Origin of the sequence: Paenibacillus yonginensis (assembly GCF_001685395.1) — a bacterium.
In the GTDB taxonomy this organism is placed as follows: Bacteria; Bacillota; Bacilli; order Paenibacillales; family Paenibacillaceae; genus Fontibacillus; species Fontibacillus yonginensis.
Genome location: NZ_CP014167.1, coordinates 4314830 through 4333773, shown reverse-complemented (window position 1 = coordinate 4333773; position 18944 = coordinate 4314830). Strand labels below are relative to the sequence as shown.

At 51.3% G+C, this 18944-nt stretch carries 15 protein-coding genes; 10 read left to right on the top strand and 5 right to left on the bottom strand.

Translation table 11 applies throughout. From position 1 onward, the window contains the following. Positions 1 to 15 precede the first annotated feature (15 nt). The 5 genes from AWM70_RS19765 to nspC all read left to right on the top strand — a co-directional run bounded on the left by AWM70_RS19765 (position 16) and on the right by nspC (position 5480). Positions 16 to 648: a TetR/AcrR family transcriptional regulator gene (locus AWM70_RS19765; RefSeq protein ID WP_068700878.1), complete on the top strand. Its 633-nt coding sequence runs from the start codon at positions 16 to 18 to the stop codon at positions 646 to 648. 235 nt (positions 649 to 883) lie between these two features. After that, positions 884 to 1528, top strand: coding sequence for a peroxiredoxin-like family protein (locus AWM70_RS19760; protein ID WP_068699297.1), 645 nt, complete (start codon positions 884 to 886; stop codon positions 1526 to 1528). Positions 1529 to 1638: 110 nt separating this feature from the next. After that, positions 1639 to 2487, top strand: coding sequence for a hypothetical protein (locus tag AWM70_RS19755; RefSeq protein ID WP_068699293.1), 849 nt, complete (start codon positions 1639 to 1641; stop codon positions 2485 to 2487). Positions 2488 to 3101: 614 nt separating this feature from the next. Beyond that, positions 3102 to 4352 carry a saccharopine dehydrogenase family protein gene (locus AWM70_RS19750; protein WP_068699291.1) on the top strand — a complete coding sequence of 417 codons (1251 nt, stop codon included), beginning with the start codon at positions 3102 to 3104 and terminating at the stop codon, positions 4350 to 4352. After that, complete coding sequence (gene nspC, locus AWM70_RS19745) at positions 4353 to 5480, top strand: carboxynorspermidine decarboxylase (protein ID WP_068699289.1); 1128 nt, start codon at positions 4353 to 4355, stop codon at positions 5478 to 5480. It abuts the gene before it with no gap. Between the two features lie 188 nt (positions 5481 to 5668). On the opposite strand, the gene AWM70_RS19740 is transcribed toward nspC, so the two are convergent. The 3 genes from AWM70_RS19740 to mqo all read right to left on the bottom strand — a co-directional run bounded on the left by AWM70_RS19740 (position 5669) and on the right by mqo (position 11507). Further along, entirely contained in the window at positions 5669 to 6721 is a 1053-nt protein-coding gene (locus tag AWM70_RS19740) for an SMI1/KNR4 family protein (protein ID WP_068699287.1), read from the bottom strand. A gap of 174 nt (positions 6722 to 6895) precedes the next feature. After that, positions 6896 to 9820, bottom strand: coding sequence for a glycoside hydrolase family 3 protein (locus AWM70_RS19735; RefSeq protein ID WP_068699285.1), 2925 nt, complete (start codon positions 9818 to 9820; stop codon positions 6896 to 6898). A 196-nt stretch (positions 9821 to 10016) separates the two neighbouring features. Next, positions 10017 to 11507 carry a malate dehydrogenase (quinone) gene (gene mqo / locus AWM70_RS19730; RefSeq protein WP_068699283.1) on the bottom strand — a complete coding sequence of 497 codons (1491 nt, stop codon included), beginning with the start codon at positions 11505 to 11507 and terminating at the stop codon, positions 10017 to 10019. Positions 11508 to 11855: 348 nt separating this feature from the next. On the opposite strand from mqo, the gene AWM70_RS19725 reads away from it, so the two are divergent. Genes AWM70_RS19725 through AWM70_RS19715 form a run of 3 tightly spaced genes read left to right on the top strand, consistent with a single transcriptional unit; the run spans position 11856 to position 15803 of the window. Continuing rightward, the gene (locus AWM70_RS19725) at positions 11856 to 13484 is read left to right on the top strand and encodes a spore germination protein (protein ID WP_068699281.1); all 1629 of its coding nucleotides are present in this window, start codon (positions 11856 to 11858) and stop codon (positions 13482 to 13484) included. 23 nt (positions 13485 to 13507) lie between these two features. Next, entirely contained in the window at positions 13508 to 14611 is a 1104-nt protein-coding gene (locus AWM70_RS19720) for a GerAB/ArcD/ProY family transporter (protein WP_068699279.1), read from the top strand. Further along, complete coding sequence (locus AWM70_RS19715; protein WP_068699277.1) at positions 14604 to 15803, top strand: Ger(x)C family spore germination protein; 1200 nt, start codon at positions 14604 to 14606, stop codon at positions 15801 to 15803. Before AWM70_RS19720 ends, AWM70_RS19715 begins: the two co-directional genes overlap by 8 nt. An 80-nt stretch (positions 15804 to 15883) precedes the next feature. On the opposite strand, the gene AWM70_RS19710 is transcribed toward AWM70_RS19715, so the two are convergent. Further along, entirely contained in the window at positions 15884 to 16384 is a 501-nt protein-coding gene (locus tag AWM70_RS19710; RefSeq protein WP_068699275.1) for a DinB family protein, read from the bottom strand. Between the two features lie 608 nt (positions 16385 to 16992). Here AWM70_RS19710 and AWM70_RS19705 point away from each other — a divergent pair. Next, positions 16993 to 17739, top strand: a complete 747-nt coding sequence (locus AWM70_RS19705) for an SDR family NAD(P)-dependent oxidoreductase (protein WP_068699273.1) — start codon at positions 16993 to 16995, stop codon at positions 17737 to 17739. A gap of 160 nt (positions 17740 to 17899) precedes the next feature. Next, positions 17900 to 18247, top strand: a complete 348-nt coding sequence (locus tag AWM70_RS19700; protein WP_068699271.1) for a winged helix-turn-helix transcriptional regulator — start codon at positions 17900 to 17902, stop codon at positions 18245 to 18247. A 276-nt stretch (positions 18248 to 18523) separates the two neighbouring features. Here AWM70_RS19700 and AWM70_RS19695 read toward each other — a convergent pair whose 3' ends face one another. Next, on the bottom strand, positions 18524 to 18940 hold the full coding sequence (locus tag AWM70_RS19695; RefSeq protein ID WP_237167938.1) for an MmyB family transcriptional regulator: 417 nt from the start codon (positions 18938 to 18940) through the stop codon (positions 18524 to 18526). Positions 18941 to 18944: the final 4 nt, after the last annotated feature.

Genomic DNA, 18944 nt, shown 5'->3' with positions numbered 1-18944 from the left:
TGCTATACTGAGAACATGAATACGACAAAGGAAAACCATACCGTCAAAGAACCGAAGCTGACGAAGAAAGGGAAGGAGACCCGCGCCCGCATCGTCGCCGCTGCTGCCAAACTGATGTTTGAGCGCGGGGTGGCCGGTACCAGCGTTGAGGATGTTCAGCAGGAAGCAGGCGTCAGCTCTTCTCAGCTGTATCATTATTTCAAAGAGAAGCGGGAGCTCGTGCTGGCCGTGATCCTTTATCAGAATGAACAGGTGCTGGGCTCCCAGGAGCCTTTGCTGAGCCATCTTGACAGCATAGAAGCCTTGCAGGCCTGGCGTGATGCGATTGTCCAATACCAGACCGAGCAGCAATTTCTGGGCGGCTGCCCCATCGGTTCGCTGGGAAGTGAACTGGCCGATCTGGAGCCAGCCGCAAGAGAGGAGCTGGTCGCCGGTTTCCTGAAATGGGAGCTGGCCATCCGCAAAGGACTTCAGGCCATGTACGATCGCGGCGAAATGCAGAAGCATGCGCGTCCAGAACGTCTGGCCCTTGCTGTGCTGTCCGCCCTGCAGGGCGGCCTGCTGCTCTCGAAGATACACAAAGAGGCCGGTCCGCTTGAAGCCGGACTCGATGCCATGATCGAGCATATCCGTTCACATCTGATCTAGGTCTTGCCCATCTAACAAGCAAAGGAGGTTTACTCTCATTCCGGTCCGTCCCCCCGAACCCTTCATAGAGGGTCGGGGGGATTTTTATGTCTGAACAGCAAGCTTATTTTTTGGAGTTGACACTCCAAAAAAATTCAAGTAAGATGAAGTCAAGAGAAAATGGAGCAATTACTCCAAAACATACAACCCTTAACTTCACGACAAAAGGAATTAAGCTCCAAGAGGAGGAACTATTATGTCTTTAACTCAATCGCTGGCGGATGCCAAACAAGAATTTATTGCCCATACACCTCTGGAAATCCAGTCTGAATTGTTCCGGCAGATCCGGGAACAGCAGGAATCGGGAATTCCTTTTGGTTTGAAGGAAGGGCGGAAGGCCAAAGATTTCACTTTGAAAAATGCTTTAGGAGAAACGGTTAATTTGTACGACGAGCTGTCCAAAGGACCTGTCGTATTGACTTTTTACCGCGGGGGATGGTGTCCTTTCTGCAATATGCAGCTTAAGGCCTACCAGAAGGTTCTGCCTCAAATCGAGGAGCTTGGCGCCCAACTCATAGCGATCAGCCCACAGAGCCCGGACAACACGCTGTCCCAGAAGGAGAAGGAAGAGCTGACCTTCCAGGTGCTCAGCGACAATCATGGCCTGGTTGCAGCCTTCTATAACATCTTGTACGACGTTCCGGAGTACCTCCAGGATATCATGAAGAACAAGATGGGGATGGATCTGGCCGAATATAACGCGACAAACCGCTGGATTCTGCCGATCCCGTCCACTTTTATGATCGACGAATCCGGCACCATCCGCTCGGCTTACGTGAATCCGGACTTTATGCAGCGGTTTGACCCCGAAGATATTCTGGATGAGTTAAGAAAGCTGTAATCGAAAAATGCGAAGACATGTCAGGCCCTTCCCGTGAAGGGCCTTTTCTCTTGTCATGAATAACCCCCCGGCACCGGAGATATATTAAGAAGAAAATGGGGGCATGCCCAATGCCTAACTTTGTTCCTTATTTACTTCTTGCTCTGCTCAGCATCGCCCTTTTAACTTTTGCAGTTCTGAACAAACGGGAACCTGGGTTCATTGCCTTGTTCCTCTGTTTCTCCGGGATGGTTTTTGTCGCCGAGTTCTGGGTTCTGGTCGTAGGGGACGGCTATCTGTATCTCCCGGCTGTATTATCCAAACCGTATTACGATAACATATTGGGATCTTTCCCCTCGAATTTGTTCATAATTCCTGCCCTCGCCCTGCTGGCGTCGGCCTATTCCCTGACGCTCCAGTGGCTTGTTTGTCTTGCTCTCAGCCTGCTCGGCGTTGAATGGGTGTTCGAGCACCTGGGCATTTACCGGAGGCTTTGGTGGAGGCGGGAGTACACCTTCGCAGCCCTTCTGTTCTTCTTTGGTTTGGCCCGATGGTGGACAGGCATCCTCAGATCCGGACCCAAATGGGTGAGGTTTGTTTCGCTTTGGATGATATCCTGGAGCAATGCGGCCACCGTCATGTTCATCATGTCCGTTGCCGGATTACGGTTCTACCATTACGGGTTCTATGCGGGTATATATAGAGACGATGTGTTCATTGCGTCATTGGTCGGATTTGTTAAAGGGTTGATCTTCGCCCTATTTACGTTCCGCTTCTCAAAGCTGGGCTGGCGTCTGCTGGCGCCTCTGCTCGTTTATGCAGTAGATATGGTTCTATACGGAACAGGGGTGCTTGTCATCCATACGGCATTTTGGTTCTATACCCTGATTTATCTCGCCATCGCTTCTTTATTGATGATTTGGGCGAGCTATGCGAATAACGTCTTCGCCGGCTGGAGACGTCAACCGGGCAGATTCTAGAGCCCAGCCAAGCTGAGAATTTGCTGAAATAAAATCAACCACCGTTCAGAAACGAAAAAAAAACTTATTTAAGATATTTCAAAAAAATTATATTTTTCCATTGCTCTTTGGGGCAGTACCTGTTATTATGGGTTTGCATGATTTTTGGAAAGCTAATATTCAATATATTTATTCAGGTCTTTCCAAGCAGATAATTTTTGACCACTTCTTCAAGAAGTTAAGGCCATACGGACAGCCGGGTCAAATGCCGATTGGCAACTCTTGTTGCCTTATTGATTGAGTTAAAAGCTCAAATTTTATAAGTTGGTTACTTTACAACCAGTGCATCTGCACATCAACTTGTGAAACGGTCAATAAGAGTGGTAAAGGCGAATTATTTGCTAAATAGACTCTGATCCCAACCCGATATATTTGAATATTAAGAGCTTATCCATAACAGGATTTTTTATGGCTGATGGATGCCGGGCTTGTCCGGTCATTTTTAGGGCTTTCTTAATTTCGAATGATATCGCAAGCAAGTGATGATGCGCAGTTGATGCGTTTTGTTCACTTGCTTTTTTATTTTGTTACGTGACTGTTTCTCACAAAAAAAGATGAAGAGGAGAATGGAGAAAATGGGAAAAGCGCTTATTATCGGAGCGGGCGGAGTTGCCTCCGTAGCGGTCCACAAATGTGTTCAGAACAGCGAAGTGTTTGAGGAAATCTGCATCGCCAGCCGCACAAAATCCAAATGCGACGAGCTGAAAGCGAAATTGGACGGCGGTAAAACCAAAATCACGACGGCTCAAGTTGACGCCAACAATGTTGACGAGCTGATCGCCCTGATCAACGAAGTCAAACCGGACATCGTCATGAACCTGGCTCTGCCTTATCAGGACCTGACCATCATGGACGCCTGCCTGGCCACCAAAACGCACTACATGGATACGGCTAACTACGAACCGGAAGACACAGCGAAATTCGAATACAAATGGCAGTGGGAATACCGCGAGCGTTTCGAGAAAGCCGGCATCACCGCTTTGCTCGGCAGCGGCTTTGACCCGGGCGTGACAGGCGTATTCTCCGCTTATGCTCTGAAGCATTATTTTGATGAAATTGAATATATCGACATCCTGGACTGCAACGGCGGCGACCATGGTTATCCTTTCGCCACCAACTTCAACCCTGAGATCAACATCCGCGAGGTCTCCGCGAACGGCAGATACTGGGAGAACGGCGAGTGGATCGAAACCAAACCGATGGAGATCAAACGCGTCTACAACTTCGCTGAAGTCGGCGAAAAAGACATGTATCTCCTGTACCATGAAGAGCTGGAGTCCCTGGCGGCTAACATCCCCGGGCTGAAACGCATCCGTTTCTTCATGACCTTCGGCCAAAGTTACCTGACACACCTGAAAGCACTCGAGAACGTTGGCATGACTTCCATTGAGCCGATCGAATTCGAAGGCAAACAAATCATTCCGCTGCAGTTCCTGAAAGCCGTTCTGCCCGATCCAGCATCCCTTGGACCTCGCACGAAAGGCAAAACGAACATCGGCTGTATCTTTAAAGGCAAAAAAGACGGCGAAGACAAACTCTACTATGTATACAACGTTTGTGACCATGAAGCATGCTACAGAGAAGTGGGCTCCCAGGCTGTTTCTTACACAACCGGCGTTCCGGCCATGATCGGCGCGATGATGATCCTGCAAGGACACTGGAACAAGCCGGGCGTTTACAACGTCGAAGAGTTCGATCCGGATCCATTCATGGACGCCCTGAACCAATGGGGACTTCCATGGGTTGAAGACTTCAATCCGCAAATCGTTGACGCTTATCCGGAAGACGAGAAGTCCGCTAAGCGGGAAGCAGAGGTTGTGAAGTAAATGCGGTTTGAAGACCTGCCCACACCTTGTTACGTAGTAGATGAACAGCTTCTGGAGAACAACCTGAAAATTTTGGCCGGAGTCATGGAACGTACCGGTGCCAGCATCATTTTGGCTCAAAAGGCCTTCTCGATGTACACCACGTATCCTTTGATCGGCAAATATCTGAGCGGCACGGCGTCCAGCGGTCTTTATGAAGCACGCCTCGGACACGATGAAATGGGCAAAGAAAACCATGTCTTTGCCCCCGCTTACCGCGAAGATCAAATTGACGAGATTATCTCGCTTTGCGACCATATTATCTTTAACTCGTTCTCCCAGGTGGAGAAATTCGGAGCCAAGGTGCTGGCGGCCGGCAAGAAGATTGGCCTGCGCATCAACCCGGAATGCTCCACCCAGGTAGGACACGACATTTACAACCCTTGCGCCGTGGGCTCCAGATTCGGCGTGACGATCGACAACTTCCGTCCTGATCTGCTTGACGGAATTTCCGGTCTGCATTTCCATACGCTGTGCCAGCAGAATTCGGATGATCTGGCTACCACGCTGGATGCAATCGAAGAGAAATTTGGGCCTTATCTGTCCAAGATGGAATGGATCAACTTCGGCGGCGGCCATCATATTACCAGAGAGGACTATGACATTCCGCTGCTGGAAGCCTGCATCAAACGGATGCAAACCAAATATGGCTTGAAGGTGTACCTGGAACCGGGCGAAGCGGTTGCGCTGAACGCCGGTTACCTGGTCACTACGGTGCTCGATACAATGAGAAACGGCATGGATATCGCGATTCTCGATACCTCCGCTTCCTGCCATATGCCGGACGTGCTGGAGATGCCTTACCGTCCGCCGCTGCTTGGTTCCGGTGAACCCGGCGAGAAGGCCTACACTTACCGCCTCGGCGGGCCGACCTGCCTTTCCGGGGATAACATCGGGGATTATTCCTTTGATGAACCTCTGAAGCCCGGCGACCGGCTGGTCTTCGGCGACATGGCCATCTATTCGATGGTGAAGAACACCACGTTTAACGGCATGCCGCTTCCCGCTCTTGTGCTGAAGGAGAAATCTGGGGACTGCAAGGTCCAGCACGAGTTCGGATATGAAGATTTCAAAATGCGTCTTGCGTAAGCGGAGCGGTTTGGCTTAAACGAAATAAAGCCCTATTCAAGTATACTTGTGTCCGCATTTTTTAAGCCCTGAAATTTCGACGAAATTGGCTTACGTCAAGGCTGGCGCCTCAACGGCCCGGCCAATCCATCCAAAAACGGCTGCCCCTTGAAAGTGGGGCAGCCGTTTTTATCTTTCATACCGTTTGCTTATTCGGTTGTATTTCTTGTATCTCTTGCCAATCCCTGAACGAAGGCACTGAAATTCGGAGCCAGCCGCGTGACTTTGTTCTTGTTCCCTCCATCCACATGAACGACCTCCGGTTCGCCGTCGTTGCCGGCTTCCCGGTAATCCAGCATAACCGCCTGATGTTCGTCCGGGCATTCACAGATGACCACGCCGAACTCTGGGAAACCTTCTTTCTCGATCAGATAACGGCTGCCGCGGTCTCCACACAGCGAATGGCTTTTGTCACGGCCGATGCCCAGAATGGCGGAAATGGTAATCGGCTCTTCAGCAGCAACCTGCTGTACAGGGAATACCCGATTGCGGGGAACGCCGCCGTTATGTATTCTCATAAACTCCACGTAGTCAGACGGCAGCTTGAAGACAAGCTCCTCTTCCACGGAAGCAATCAGCTCGTCCGAAGGCGGAGCAAGCACATAGGTTTCAGACGCTTCTGCGCTGTCCTCCCAAAAATCGGAGTCTCCGGTTCCGCTGCCTACAGCCGTAGAAGCCAAAGCCGCCGTCGATTCTGCAAGCACGTTTGCTCCGACTGCAGCAGGGACACCAGCAGCATTAGCTGTCTCTGCCCCGTCAGCTTCGTCAGCTTTGTCAGCTGCATCATTCACGGCAGCTTTGCCTTCCGCCTCAGATGCAGAGGATTCGCCAGGCTCGGCTGCGGGTTCCTGCTCCATTTTCTCCCGAATCCATTCCAGGAACTCCAGCGTATCTTCATCCCCGGGATCCAGCTGATCGGCGATCGTAAATTCCCGTTTGGCATTCTCATATTGCTCCAGATAGTAGTAAGCCAGTCCCAAGCGGTAATGCCAAAGCGGATCGTCCTTCCCCTCTTCCGCCACCGTCAGGAACTGTGCCGCCGCCTCTTCATAACGCTCCAGGTTGTTTAGGGCTCTGCCCAAATGGCTGACCAGCTCATAATCTCTATCCGCAGCCGGAATTTCACCGACAGCCTCTACAATTTGCTCGTATTCATCGGCTTCATGATACGCTTCCAGCCTTGCCCGAAGATCCTCATTCATCCTTCATGCCTCCCGATACTAAATTCGATGTAAATTATACCATCTGCACAGGGGCACTCTCCACTACAGCCCTCTCAGCAGCGGCAGAAAGCAAAAAGTCCCCCTTTACCAGGAGACTTGTAAAAGGGGACTTCCTCTCTGAAATCATTAAATCCATTGTCCATATTCGCCCGATCATTGAAATTGGAAGGTACTAAGCGATGTTTGGCCGGTCAGGACAATATAGATGTCCTGCCGCCCGCTGACGCCGCTCAGCTCGGCGGTGTAAGCGCGCCACTCCTGCGCGCCTCCGGCTGTCAGCTCGGCACGTCCCGCAAGCGGGCCGTGCGGCCCCTGCAGCCGGATTTCGGCCGCGCCCGCCGTTCGGCTGGCTGCGCGCAGCTTCACCGTACTGGCGCCATCGCCAAACTCGGCGTCCTTGAACGCAATCCAGCCTGATTGCGTCTTCACTTCCACGGCGCTGCCGTCTTCCCGGCATTCGCCGAGCAGCACGCCTTCGCAGGCGTCATAGTTGACCGCCTTCACAGGCTGCTTCAGGTCGCGCGGCGGGATCACCTCGCCCTGCACCTGAACCACCGCGCTGAGCGGCAGATGCCCTGAGGACGGACCGGCCATTAGATCATAGGGACCGGTCTCCACGCAGAAGCGCTCGCGCGTCACATCCCACACGGCCAGCTCGGACAGCGGCAGTGTGAAGCTCACTTCAGCCGTCTCGCCCGGCTGAATCCGAACCCGCCGAAACGCGAGCAGCTGTTTGAGCGGCCGTTTCACGCGCGACTGTCCGGCATGGCCATACAGCTGCACCACTTCTTCGCCCGGACGGTCCGAGGTGTTGGTCACGCGGACGGTAACGCCGATGGCGTCATCTTGATCCGCCTTAACCCGGCATTGATCCAGCTTCAGCTCTTCATAACGGAAGCTGCTGTAAGACAAGCCGTGTCCAAACGGATACAGCGGCTCTCCTTCGAAATACCGGTAGGTTCTGCCGCTTTGAATGATGTCATAATCCATAAATTCCGGCAGCTGATCCACCGATTTGTACCAGGTCATGTTCAGGCGGCCGGCCGGATTCACATCGCCAAACAGCACATCCGCTATGCCATGGCCAAGCTCCTGTCCGGCGTGAGTCGTATAGACGATAGCGGGAACATGCTCATCCGCCCAGTTCAGAGCGTACGGATAGCTGCCCACGACCACAACAATCGTGTTCGGATTCACGGACATCACTTCCTTGATCAGCTGCTCCTGGGTTTCCGGCAGGGTGATATCCGGCCGGTCGATCGTTTCCTTGCCGTTGATCAAAGGATGATTGCCAACGAATACCAGGGCTACATCCGCAGCGCCTGCCGCTTCCTTGGCAGCCTGGAATTTATCCGTTACCTTCTCCACTTTGAATACAGCCGCTGCGGCCGACTCCTCTTCCCGTCCCGCAACGGAGGCCGCGCCGGCAACATTGATCTCGTTAGCGGTCTCCTCAGCGCTGCCGCTGCCGACCAGCAGCTCGCCGGTTTCTTCTTTCACGGTAACCGGCTTATCGTTCCAGGTGGAGAGGGTTATGGGATCCAATCCCTCTCCTGCTTCTGCTCCCGCCTCCGCCGGACGAACCAGAAACACTTCTTTCGTGAACCATTCCCAGATCTGGTCGGCGGAGGCCTTAACGATGCGGTCATCGGTCGTCAAATATTTACCGCTTGGCTCGGCGATGATCGTATGGCTGCTCCAGCCCCAATCCGTGACCTCAAACACGGAGGCTTGCTCCGCGGTCTCTGCGTCCGCAGCCAAGGCCGCCTGCCCGCCATCTTGTACCCGCACATACCGGCCGCTTTGTTTCTCCTTCAGCTTCATACGGTCCGTGCCTTCACTGAACGCGATCGCCGCGCCATGACCGGCCAGCTTCTCCCGGATACCCTGCAGCGGCGTAACCGCATAAGGAAGGGAGCCGCTGTACCAGTCGCGGTATACGGTGCCGCCAAGCGGACCGATTACCGCCACCTTCTTAAGCTTGTCGGCCTGGAGCGGCAGCATGCCGCCTTCGTTCTTCAGCAGCACGATGGCTTTGCCAGCTGCTTCTCGGGCGAGCTTGGCATGCTCCGGATGAAGAATCTCCGACTCGCCAATCGCCGCATATGGATTCTCTTCCTCCGGATCGAATTCACCCAGCCGGAAGCGGACGCGGAACGTATTGCGCAGCGCCGCATCGAGATCGCTTTCCGTCAGCAGCCCTTCCTGCAGCGCCTCGCGAATCGACTGCTTCATCAGCTCGCCGTCGTCGGTCAAGCTGTCGATGCCGCCCTCCTTGATCGAACGGGCCACCGCTTCCTTGTAACTGTCCAAATAACCGTGATCGCGAACCGTACCGGATACGTCAAAAGCATCGCTGACCACAAAGCCGTCCATGCCCCATTCCTGCTTCACAATGCCGTTCACGTCCGGATTCAGGTTGGCCGGAACACCGTTGATAGCGTTGTACGCCGTCATCATCGACTGGGCGCCGCCTTCTTTAAACGGGATTTCAAAAGCCTTCAGGTAATATTCGCGCATATTGCGCGGATCAATGCTGACCGACTGATCACCGCGGCCAACCTCGTTGTTATTAGCGATAAAATGTTTTAACGTCGCAATCGCTTTCAAATAAGTCGGATGATCGCCTTGGATGCCTTTAACCAAAGCCGCCGTCAGCTTCCCGGCCAAGATCGGATCCTCGCCATACGCTTCTTCGGTACGGCCCCAGCGCGGATCCCGCTCCATATCGACGGTAGGCGCCCAGAGGGTCAATCCGTTGATTTCCGGGTTTCGTTTGTAGAACCCTCTCGCCTCATCGCTGATAGCGCTGCCAATTTGCTGCATCAGTTCGATATCCCAGGTGCAGCCCAGGCCGATTGGCTGCGGATAACCGGTGGCTTCCCCGAGCCAGGCCATGCCGTGGGCCGCTTCGGTGCCATGTTTATATGCCTTCACTCCAAGACGTTCGACGGCCGTTTGATATTGAATCATCAGCCCCACTTTCTCCTCCAGCGTGAACCGGGAAACCAAATCGTTCACCCGTTCCTCCAGCGGAAGGGACGTGTTCTGAAACGGATAAGCTGTTGTAGACATCATGAACCTCCTTAGTGTCAGTCCTTACGCGTCATTTTACCTAACACAGCTTCCCCCGGCTACCCGAATAATTAGAGGCTTTTTCATAGAATATTAGTGGATGAAAAGTTAAAAAAAGAGCAGACCGGCCGGTCTGCCCTTTACGCCCTTATCGGAGCCCCTATCGCAACGGGTCCCGCCCTCAGGAACCCTGCTCGCCCTAATGGGTACGATTCCCGAGGCCGAGCGCCTCAGCGGTGGAGATATGAATATCTTGGATAAGTTCAGGATGCTGCACTAAAGACAAGCCGTAGGACGGGATCATTTGCTTAATCTTCGGCTCCCATTCCTTCAAATGCTGCGGGAAACATCTGCGGATGACTTCCAGCATAACCGAAACAGCGGTGGAAGCTCCTGGCGAAGCACCAAGCAAAGCGGCTATCGAGCCGTCTGCTGCGCTGATCACCTCGGTGCCGAATTGCAGCGTCCCTTTGCCGGCCGCAGTATCTTTAATGATCTGCACGCGCTGTCCCGCAACCACCAGCTCCCAGTCTTCGCCTTTGGCGTCCGGAACGAATTCCCGCAAAGCCTCGATCCGCTGCTCCTTCGATAACATCAGCTGCTGGACGAGATATTTGGTCAGCTGGAAATTTTTAACCCCGGCCGCCAGCATCGTAGTCAGGTTATGAAGTTTTACAGAGGTAATCAGATCGAACATCGAACCGAATTTAAGGAATTTCGGCGAGAAACCGGCAAAAGGACCAAAGAACAGCGATTCTTTCCTGTCGATTACCCGGGTGTCCAAGTGGGGTACAGACATCGGCGGCGCGCCGACAGGTGCCTGTCCGTACACTTTGGCACGATGCTGCTGCACGATCTCCGGCTTCTTGCACACCATAAACAGTCCGCTGACCGGAAAGCCGCCAATGCCTTTCCCTTCCGGAATACCGGATTTCTGGAGCAAATGCAGACTGCCTCCGCCTCCGCCGATAAAAACGAATTTGGCTGCATGACGTTCGGTCATGCCGTTCCCCAAATTCTTGACTTTTACTTCCCACAAGCCGTCCGCGGCTCGTTTGATATCCTTTACCTGATGGTTGTAGTGAATATCAACATTCTGATCCTTTAATTGCTTGAACAGGATGCGCGTCAGCGCTCCGAAATTAACATCCGTGCCCGTTTCGATTCTTGTAGCCGCGATTGGCTGATTAACCGTGCGGTCTTTCATCATGAGCGGAATCCATTCTTTCAGCTTGCCCGGATCGTCAGAGAACTCCATGCCTGGAAAAAGCGGGTTGGTTGAAAGCGCTTCAAATCTTTTTTTCAAAAAAGCAACGTCCCGCTCGCCCTGCACAAAACTCATATGGGGCACCGGCATAATAAAGTCCCGCGGATCGGGTACCCGTCCGCTCTTGACGAGATGCGCCCAAAACTGCTTGGAGAATTGATACTCCTCGTTAACTTTGACTGCTTTGCTAATATCAATGGTTCCATCAGGCTGTTCTACGGTGTAGTTAAGCTCGCACAAAGAAGAATGTCCCGTGCCCGCATTGTTCCATTCATTGGAGCTTTCCTCCCCTGCCCCGCCGCGCCGTTCAAATACGGTGATTCTCCAATACGGGACTAGTTCTTTCAGCAATGACCCTAAAGTCGCACTCATGATACCGGCACCAATTAAAATAACTTCAGTTTGATTTTGTCGGTTGCTCATCATTACCGTCCTTCTACCCCACAATTTGCAGGAAGGATACATGCGCTCCTGCTTAGTCGCCAAACAAACCTGATATACGGCCTGGCCGCATACCTTTTTCTGGACCAATCCTGATCTTAGTTTATCACTAATGGTTGGAGATTTTAATCATTTATTTCATTTTTTATAGATCTAAAAATCAGATAATTACCACGGCCCACCTTCACCTATTCGCCGCAGAAGAGCGAGAGCTTACATAGACGTATTCGTTTTTGCTGCTCGTTTCTTTGAAAAAAGATGACTAAAAGCGTCAAAAATTTGGAAAACTCCCTATACATTCATTAATTCAAAGCAGGGAGATTGTGACTTATGTCTTTCATCCTTCGTCAAATCCCGGACTGGAAGATCTTTGTTCAGGCCTTGATAGCTCTTCTGGTCCCTATTCTCGCCAGCAAAATATACAAACGGTTTTATTCGCTTATTGATGACCGAAGAAACGACGCTTCCAAGAAGCCGGCATCCGATGCTGACGCCACCCCCTCCAGCACCCCCTTCAGCGGGGACTATCAAACCGATACCGAGACGATTCGTTCCCGGATTGGAGCCAACAGCGACTTGACGGCGAGGGAATTTACGATGACCAAGCTGAATGCCCGGGCCACGCTCTACTTCGTTGACGGCATGCAAAGCGAAGCTCTGCTCAATATGCGCATCATGGAATTTCTGGCGTTCGAGGCTACTCAAGAGTCCCTTTCCGGCTCCGGGAAGGCAGGGGAACAGCTGCCGTTCAACATTCTGACCGAAGCCCCTGATCTGGACAGCTTTAACCGTTCCGTGCTGTATGGATTTGCCGGACTGTTGATCGAAGGGCTGCCCAGCGGATTCCTGATCGAGCTGCCGAACGGGTCCAACCGTTCTATTTCGGAGCCCTTATCCGAAGCACTGCTGCGTGGTCCGCGGCTCGGTTTCTCGGAAGTGCTGAGCGAGAATACCTCGATGCTGCGGCGCCAGGGCTACAGCGATCAGTTGGAAATGAAAGGCTTCCGGATCGGTACAAGCATTCAGAAGGATCTTGTGGTCGCTTATATGAAGGACATTGTCAACCCAGAGCTTCTGCAGGAGGTAACGGCTCGCATCCGGAAAATCAACGCCGATTTCCTGGCCGAGTCCGGATACGTTGAACAGTTGATTGAAGATAGCTATTCGAGCCCTTTCCAGCAAGTTCATAATACCGAAAGACCCGACCGGGTCATCAATGCCCTGATGGAAGGAAGAATAGCCCTTCTGTTGGACGGCACGCCTTTTGCTCTTATCGTGCCGACAACCTTCAGCATGCTGCTTCAATCCCCCGAGGATTATTATGATCGCTGGCTGTCAGGCTCGCTGCTCCGGATGCTGCGTTTTGTAGCGGCCTTTGTATCTTTGATGGCACCTGCGTTCTATATTTCGTTTATTGCGTTTCACCCCGGCCTGATCCCTACAGAGCTGGCCTTGTCCATCATCGAAACGCGGCAGGGGGTTCCTTTTCCCCCGTTCATTGAGGTGTTGATTCTGGAGTTCTCTATCGAAATCCTGCGGGAAGCCGGAATTCGGCTGCCAAAACCGATCGGCCCGGCCATGGGAATCGTCGGTGGTCTCATCATCGGGGATGCTGCCGTTCAGGCGGGGATTGTCAGCCCTTTCCTGGTGATTGTGGTTGCCGTCACAGCTATTTCCTCTTTCTCCATTCCGGTTTACAGCGCCGGCATCACCCTGAGAGTGCTGCGTTTTGTCGGCATGCTGTTTGCGGCGGTTCTCGGCATGTTTGGCACAACTCTGTTCTTCCTGCTACTGTGCAGCCATTTGACCAAACTCAAGAGCTTCGGAGTTCCCTATTTGACCCCGGCGTCTCCTTTCCGTCTCAGAGACTGGAAGGATCTCTTCTTCCGGGCGCCTCTTTCTTTGATGAGGCAGAGACCGGCCATGCTTAAAACGCAAAAAAGCAAAAGGAAGTCCTAAAACTTATAGTAGGAGGGATGGCCTTGTTTGTTCGTACTGATGATAAAATCACGACCTCGCAAGCTGCTGTATTTCTTACAAATACTATACTGGGGGCCGGTATTCTCACGATGCCGCGAAGCATCACCCAAGCCATGAAGACCCCCGACTCCTGGCTGACCATCCTGCTGGGCGGCGTCATTATCGTGTTTGTCATTCTGCTCATGGTCAAGCTTTGCCAGCGGTTCCCGGGCCAGACCGTTTTTCAGTATGCCGGAAGAATTGTAGGAAAGTTCCCAGGCGGACTGCTATGCCTGCTGCTGATCCTTTATTTCGTCATTACTGCCGGCTTTGAAATCCGTACGCTGGCCGAAGTTACGCTGTTCTTCCTGCTCGAGGGCACCCCCATCTGGGCTGTAACCCTTCCCTTTGTTTGGGCCGGCACCTACCTGGTCTGCGGCGGCATCAACTCCATCGCAAGAGTCTTTCAAATCGTATTGCCGATCACCCTGTTCGTGCTGCTTGTCTCTTTCGGCGTGAGCCTGCGCATATTCGATATCAACAATCTGCGTCCTGTGCTGGGTGACGGAATTCTCCCGGTATTTCGCGGCTTGAAATCCTCGATCCTGATCTATACGGGATGCGAGGTCGTGATGACGCTGGTTGCCTTCATGCAGCATCCCAACCAGGCCGCCAAGGCGATGCTGGGCGGAATCGCCATTCCGATCTGCTTGTATCTTCTGACGGTCATCTTCGTGATTGGCGGCCTGTCGATCGACTCCATCATTACCAGCACCTGGCCAACCTTCGATCTGGTTCGAAGCTTTGAAATCACCGGGTTCTTTGTAGAGCGGCTTGAGTTCCCCCTTATGGTGGTTTGGCTGATGCAAATGTTTTGCAACTTTTGCAGCTTCTTTTTCCAAGCCTCGCTGGGGGTATCCCAGGTCTTCAAATGTTCCTTCATGCCGGTTGCCCTGGGCATGGTCCCGCTGATTTTCCTGTCGGCCATGGTCCCCAAAAGCGTTCAGGATCTGTTTACGCTAGGGAGTGCCATCGGCATGATGGGGCTGATCCTGTTTCTGCTGCTGCCGGTATTGCTTTCCTTAATTTGGCTCTTCCGCACGAAAGGATTGAAACAGCATGTATAGAACAATTGCACGGATCGGGGTCAGCTTGTGTCTGCTGCTCCTTCCGATGCTTCTGGCGGGGTGCTGGAGTTCCCAGGAAATCGAGGATTTGGCGATCTACCCCGGCATGGCGCTTGACCGGGGAGAACCTGCCCCGACAGAGAAAGAGTTCGAGGCCAAAGGAGGAGGTTACACCAAACGGGATAAAGTGATGGTTACCGTCCAGATCGTGCCTACAAAACTCATCGGGACGCAGGACAAAAATAAAGGGGCAGCCAAGAGACCCTATCATAACGTCTCTGGCAGCGGAGACTCCGTGCTTGAAATCTTTCGCCAGTTCTCCATCCGTCTTGACCGGCCGATCATAGGCCATCATCTAAAGGTAATGATCATGTCCGCCGACCTGCTGAGGAAACAAACGATAGAGCAGGTGACGGATTTTGTACTGCGTGACAACGACATTCGGCCCAGCACCGCAGTCTATATTACCGAGGGCTTGGCCAAGGATGCCTTGATCACAACAGAGCCGAATGATATTCCAGCCTTTCACATCATAGGGATGCAGCGAAGCCTGCAGAGAACCAGCAAAGTGCTGAATGTCGTCTCCTTATCCAAGCTGGACGCGCTAATGCATTCGAAAAAAAGTTTTATCCTGCAGAACCTGGTCACAGGAGGCGGTGAAATCGCATTATCCGGCGCAAGCATTATCCGAGGTTCTACGGGTCATTGGATTGGAAGCCTGGATCAGGAGGATACCGAATGTCTGGCCTGGCTTACCGGCAAAGGGCATTCGGGAGCGATAAAAACGTACGACTGGGACAACGAGCCGCTCACTTATGAGGTCAAGTCCATGAAATCCAAGATCCGGAGCTACGTTGACGGCGACACTATTTCGTTCAAGGTATTTATCTCCACGGAAGGCCGTCTTATCGAAACGTGGAACAACAGCGATACACCGTCTTCCAACGAATTCGCGGAGAAAGCCGGCCAGTTCGTTCAGGAGAGGCTCGCTCAAATGATGCAGAAGCTGATGCATGATTTGCAGTCCAAATATAAAGTGGATGGAGCCGGCTTTGGCGACAGGTTAGCTATTGAGCACCCTGCGGTTTGGAAGAGGGTTAAGGAGGACTGGGACGAAACGTTCAGCCGGTCAAAAGTTTCCTTCTCCTACAAGCTGAAGATTACAGATTTCGGTTCATTTACGGAGGACTGAAGCTCCATAAACCAAAAACCGGCTGCATGCTGCAGTCGGTATTCGTTTTTCACACCGGTTATAAAGGGGTTAACGTAGGATCAAAGCGGGGGTGTTGTTACGCCGAGCTGGGCCCAGCCTTCTTTGGAAGGCCCGTATACTGCGGGAATTTGCAGCCCGGCCTGGCGCATCAGCACGGTGGCTTGTCCTCTATGGTGGATAATATGTTTGATCAAACCCATAAAGATGGAAGCATTCGATTCCATTCTCCCGAAGGCGTTTTGCGTCTGCTTCAAAGTTTCCTCCGTCCACTGCGCTTCCAGAGCATCCGCAACCTGCAGGCTCACCGCTTTGAACGTCTCCGCAATCTCCCTGGCTGACGGTATCTCATCCGGATAGGGAACTTTAGCGACCTCCACTCCGAATTTCTTCAAATAATCGGGGATGTTAGAGACAAAATGCCAGGCGATTCTTCCCAGCGTGCGGCCCTCCGGGTACACCTGCTGATGTAGCGAATCATCCGTTAAAGCATCCAGAACCTTCTGGGTTAATGCCGCTTCTTTGTTCCATTCAGCAATCCAATCCTGTACTGTAAAATACATGCCTCATCTCTCCTGGCCTTTTAAATTTTCAAATCACTCTTCTGCTTCAGTTTCCCTTCCACGCTCTTATCTTAATCTTTAATAGTGACAGATCCTGTCATCAACAGAACAAAATTTTCGCGAATACTGATACCCTACTTCCTTCGGGTACTTATACTTACCCGCAGAGTAACAAGCTTGATGGGTGAAACCATGTTTACATCTCAACAAACGCCATGCAAAGATCTCCAATGGGGGATTGAAATTACTCCATTTGGATATGTATTATTAGGTCAGCCAACAGAAGTTACCTTTAGTCTTATTTCTGCCGGTGTTTTGAAACCAAGCGGACAGCTAAGAGCACCATACCCAGCAAACGTTTATCCAACCCACACAATATTAAGCTAACGGGCAGTTGATAGCGCAACTTTATTGTTAGTTTGGCGTCTTGCTAATGGGAATACCTAGCGCTTGTGCCGCCTCAATTATCACTTTTTGGTGACTATATCACAAAAAAGTGGGTACTGTTTTTCTTGTAACTTTTCCCCCATACTATCGTTCATAGGAGGTTTATGAGGCAGACAGAGCATCCTATACCATATAAATCATTATAAAAGGAGTGTACTAGAATGGGGAAATTTGACGGGAAGGTAGCAGTTGTAACCGGAGGTACAAGCGGCATTGGTCTCGCGTCGGCACAACAGTTCGTAAAAGAAGGGGCTTACGTTTTTATCACGGGACGCAGACAACGTGAACTGGATGAAGCAGTAAAGCAGATCGGAAAGAATGTTACAGGTGTCCGAGGTGACATATCTAAATCGGAAGATCTAGATATATTATTCGAAACCGTTAAGCGAGAAAAGGGACACTTGGACATTCTCTTTGCAAATGCCGGACTAGGGTCATTTCTTCCATTAGGAGAAATTACAGAAGCACAATACTACAAGACTTTCGATGTCAACGTGAAAGGAACCATCTTTACAGTACAAAAGGCATTAGCTTTGTTTCCAAATAAAAGAGGCTCGATTATTCTAACGGGATCCACTGCTGGCTCGACGGGGATGCCAGCGTTTAGTATCTATGGTGCATCCAAGGCAGCGATCAGACAGCTTGTCCGCAGCTGGATTCTTGATATGAGAGGGACCGAAATTCGTATAAACATCCTTAGTCCGGGAACAATCGTAACGCCGGCGTACGATGAGTTATTTGGCTCTGAACTAGATCATGTCCTGGAACAGGCAAAAAATGATATTCCGCTCGGCAGAGTGGGGCAGGTTGAAGAGATCTCCAATGCTGTCATGTTCCTAGCCTCTAATGAAAGCAGCTATATGAACGGCGTTGAATTATTCGTAGATGGCGGAGTAGCTCAAGTTTAACCAGGACATAATAATTTTCAAACGACAAAGATTTTTAAATCAACTTAAATGCGATTGTATTATCCCCTCCATGTAACGTTCAATTGTTCCTTCAGTGATCCTTGAAGGATCAAGCGATACATGAAGGGGATATTCTTAGGTCGGGAGATGGTGCATTGATATGAAAACATTTTTCTGTGAACTGGAAGTTACACTAGAGGTTATCGGAGGAAAGTGGAAGGGGCTTGTTCTGTACTATTTAATAAAAGGACCTAAACGGACGGGAGAGCTTAAGCGACTCGTTCATAATATATCGCAAAAGATGCTGATTCAAACTCTTCGGGAACTGGAAACAGACGGATTAATTCGCAGAAAGATGTACAATCAGGTACCGCCTAAGGTGGAATATTCAACGACGGAACTGGGTCAATCACTTGAACCTATTTTGAGTTCGCTTTGTGATTGGGGGGGGAATTACGCAGAGCAATCCTTCGCTCCGGGCGAGATTGAGATTTTGTATCTGGATTAACTGTCGGGGGACAAGAGCGTAGTCCCATTTGAAGTCGCTATTTTAGCGGCTTTTTTTGTTTTATCGGTACAAGTTCTTTCCCTAAACCAAAGACAAGAACTTTGTACCGATTGCCGATGGTAGCTGTTCAAAATGAAAACCGCCCGAGTCCGGCCACCTAGCGTGATCAGGATTCGGGCGATTTTTTCATTTGCGGTACTTTTTCTTTCACAATAACATAGGGCCTTTATGCAGAAAACTGCGGCAACAAAGAAATGTTGTTTTGGGATCATGAACTTACTTCAGTAACTCTTCCAATTGTTCATCGATTCCTGAGTCTTCATGTGGCGTGAACACCCTCATTGCAAAAACGCTGCTTTCAGAGATTGTAAACGTAGGGTAACGGAAAGTCAGCAGGCCAGCTTCTGGAAGACGGATTATTTCTTCCCCTTCCAATATACCGGAAACCTCTTGTCGATCCCATAACGTTCTGAACTCCTTGCTCCTGTCATATAACTTGTTGAATAGCCCTTGATACCACGAATCGTTCATGTACAAGGCAAACCGATTTCTGAAATGAGCCACCATCGTAGAGGCGACATTCTCCCAGTTAACGATACGAGACTTGCTGTCCTCTACTTCGAAGACGCGCCAGAGCATATTTCTTTCGAGCTCCGGGGCTCGGCTTAAGTCTCCACATAACGTCCCCGATATTCGG

What these genes read in the sequence shown, in the direction of transcription:
- mqo (WP_068699283.1), bottom strand. Translation starts at nt 11,507, where the DNA reads ATGAGCAACCGACAAAATCAAACTGAAGTTATTTTAATTGGTGCCGGT.
- AWM70_RS19760 (WP_068699297.1), top strand. Translation starts at nt 884, where the DNA reads ATGTCTTTAACTCAATCGCTGGCGGATGCCAAACAAGAATTTATTGCC.
- AWM70_RS19765 (WP_068700878.1), top strand. Translation starts at nt 16, where the DNA reads ATGAATACGACAAAGGAAAACCATACCGTCAAAGAACCGAAGCTGACG.
- AWM70_RS19710 (WP_068699275.1), bottom strand. Translation starts at nt 16,384, where the DNA reads ATGTATTTTACAGTACAGGATTGGATTGCTGAATGGAACAAAGAAGCG.
- AWM70_RS19715 (WP_068699277.1), top strand. Translation starts at nt 14,604, where the DNA reads ATGTATAGAACAATTGCACGGATCGGGGTCAGCTTGTGTCTGCTGCTC.
- nspC (WP_068699289.1), top strand. Translation starts at nt 4,353, where the DNA reads ATGCGGTTTGAAGACCTGCCCACACCTTGTTACGTAGTAGATGAACAG.
- AWM70_RS19700 (WP_068699271.1), top strand. Translation starts at nt 17,900, where the DNA reads ATGAAAACATTTTTCTGTGAACTGGAAGTTACACTAGAGGTTATCGGA.
- AWM70_RS19725 (WP_068699281.1), top strand. Translation starts at nt 11,856, where the DNA reads ATGTCTTTCATCCTTCGTCAAATCCCGGACTGGAAGATCTTTGTTCAG.
- AWM70_RS19755 (WP_068699293.1), top strand. Translation starts at nt 1,639, where the DNA reads ATGCCTAACTTTGTTCCTTATTTACTTCTTGCTCTGCTCAGCATCGCC.
- AWM70_RS19740 (WP_068699287.1), bottom strand. Translation starts at nt 6,721, where the DNA reads ATGAATGAGGATCTTCGGGCAAGGCTGGAAGCGTATCATGAAGCCGAT.
- AWM70_RS19705 (WP_068699273.1), top strand. Translation starts at nt 16,993, where the DNA reads ATGGGGAAATTTGACGGGAAGGTAGCAGTTGTAACCGGAGGTACAAGC.
- AWM70_RS19735 (WP_068699285.1), bottom strand. Translation starts at nt 9,820, where the DNA reads ATGATGTCTACAACAGCTTATCCGTTTCAGAACACGTCCCTTCCGCTG.
- AWM70_RS19750 (WP_068699291.1), top strand. Translation starts at nt 3,102, where the DNA reads ATGGGAAAAGCGCTTATTATCGGAGCGGGCGGAGTTGCCTCCGTAGCG.